General features: G+C 61.1%; 2 protein-coding genes. Both read right to left on the bottom strand.

Going from position 1 to position 1,557, the window contains the following annotated elements:
- The coding region (locus ACRESJ_RS04855; protein ID WP_431756887.1) for a hypothetical protein at nucleotides 1-72 on the bottom strand (72 nt) is incomplete at its 3' end.
- Between the two features lie 137 nt (nucleotides 73-209).
- Nucleotides 210-1,557, bottom strand: a 1,348-nt coding sequence (nuoF, locus tag ACRESJ_RS04850) for an NADH-quinone oxidoreductase subunit NuoF (protein ID WP_431756886.1), incomplete at its 5' end; no start/stop codon positions are given.

The raw sequence follows: 1,557 nt of genomic DNA, 5'->3' as shown, positions 1-1,557 counted from the left end.
CAGACATGCCTGTAACAGGTTGTCTGCCCCATCGACTTCGAGCTCTTTGCCGTCTACGTGGATAGTGGCCATGGTTCAAAGTTCTTCGTTGGCCCGGTGTCAGCGGGCGTGGCTAATGGAATCTTGTTATCCGCGTGAATCAACACAGCCTTTAAAGGCGTCATCACACGAAAAGCGAAGGGCACGGACCCTTCGCCTTTTTTAAGCGTTTACGCGCCGACTACGATCGGCTTTGCCAGAGGTGGGACGACGGCGCTGGTGGGCGCGATGCCGGCTTCAAACTCATGGCGGAAGTATTTGATTGCGCTGCCCAACGGCTCCACGGCGCCCGGTGCGTGAGCACAGAAGGTCTTGCCTGGGCCGAGGAAGCCGACCAGACCCAGCAGGGTCTCAATGTCGCCGGCTTGCCCTTGACCGTTCTCGATCGCCATCAGGAGCTTGACGCTCCATGGCAAGCCGTCACGGCAAGGGGTGCAGAAGCCACAGGACTCGCGAGCGAAGAACTGCTCCATGTTGCGCAGCAGGGACACCATGTTGACGCTGTCATCGACCGCCATGGCCAGGCCGGTACCCATACGGGTGCCTACCTTGGCGATGCCGCCGGCATACATTTGTGCGTCCAGGTGTTCCGGTAACAGGAAACCGGTACCGGCACCACCAGGCTGCCAGGCCTTGAGCTTGTAACCGTCGCGCATACCGCCGGCGTAGTCTTCGAACAGCTCACGACCGGTGACGCCGAACGGCAGTTCCCACAGGCCAGGGTTCTTGACCTTGCCGGAGAAGCCCATGAGCTTGGTGCCCATGTCTTCGCTGCCTTCGCGAGCCAACGATTTGTACCAGTCCACGCCGTCGGCAATGATCGCCGGCACGTTGCACAGGGTTTCAACGTTGTTCACGCAGGTCGGCTTGCCCCACACGCCAACGGCGGCAGGGAAGGGCGGCTTGGAGCGCGGGTTGGCGCGGCGACCTTCGAGGGAGTTGATCAGTGCGGTTTCTTCACCGCAGATGTAACGCCCGGCGCCGGTGTGGACGAACAGCTCGAAATCGAACCCACTGCCCAAAATGTTTTTACCCAACAGCCCCGCTGCCTTGGCTTCTTCAACTGCACGGTTCAAGTGCTTGGCGGCGGTGGTGTATTCGCCACGCAGGAAGATGTAGCCACGGTAGGTTTTCAGTGCGCGGGCACTGATCAGCATGCCTTCGATCAGCAGATGGGGCAGTTGCTCCATCAGCATGCGGTCTTTCCAGGTGTTCGGCTCCATTTCGTCCGCGTTGCACAGCAGGTAGCGGATGTTGATGGATTCGTCCTTTGGCATCAGGCCCCACTTCACGCCAGTGGGGAAGCCGGCACCGCCGCGACCCTTGAGGCCGGAATCCTTCACGGTCTGGACGATGTCGTCCTGAGCCATGTCGGCGAAGGCCTTGCGCGCTGCGGCGTAACCGTTCTTGGCCTGGTACTCGTCGAGCCAGACGGCTTCGCCGTCGTCACGCAGGCGCCAGGTGAGCGGGCGAGTCTCGGCCGAACGCTTGATGCGGTTGGCCGGACCGAAGGAAGTC

Source organism: Pseudomonas sp., from assembly GCF_050739655.1.
In the GTDB taxonomy this organism is placed as follows: domain Bacteria; phylum Pseudomonadota; class Gammaproteobacteria; order Pseudomonadales; family Pseudomonadaceae; genus Aquipseudomonas.
Note: the sequence above shows the minus strand (reverse complement) of the source record. Positions and strands in the feature narration are given on the sequence as shown.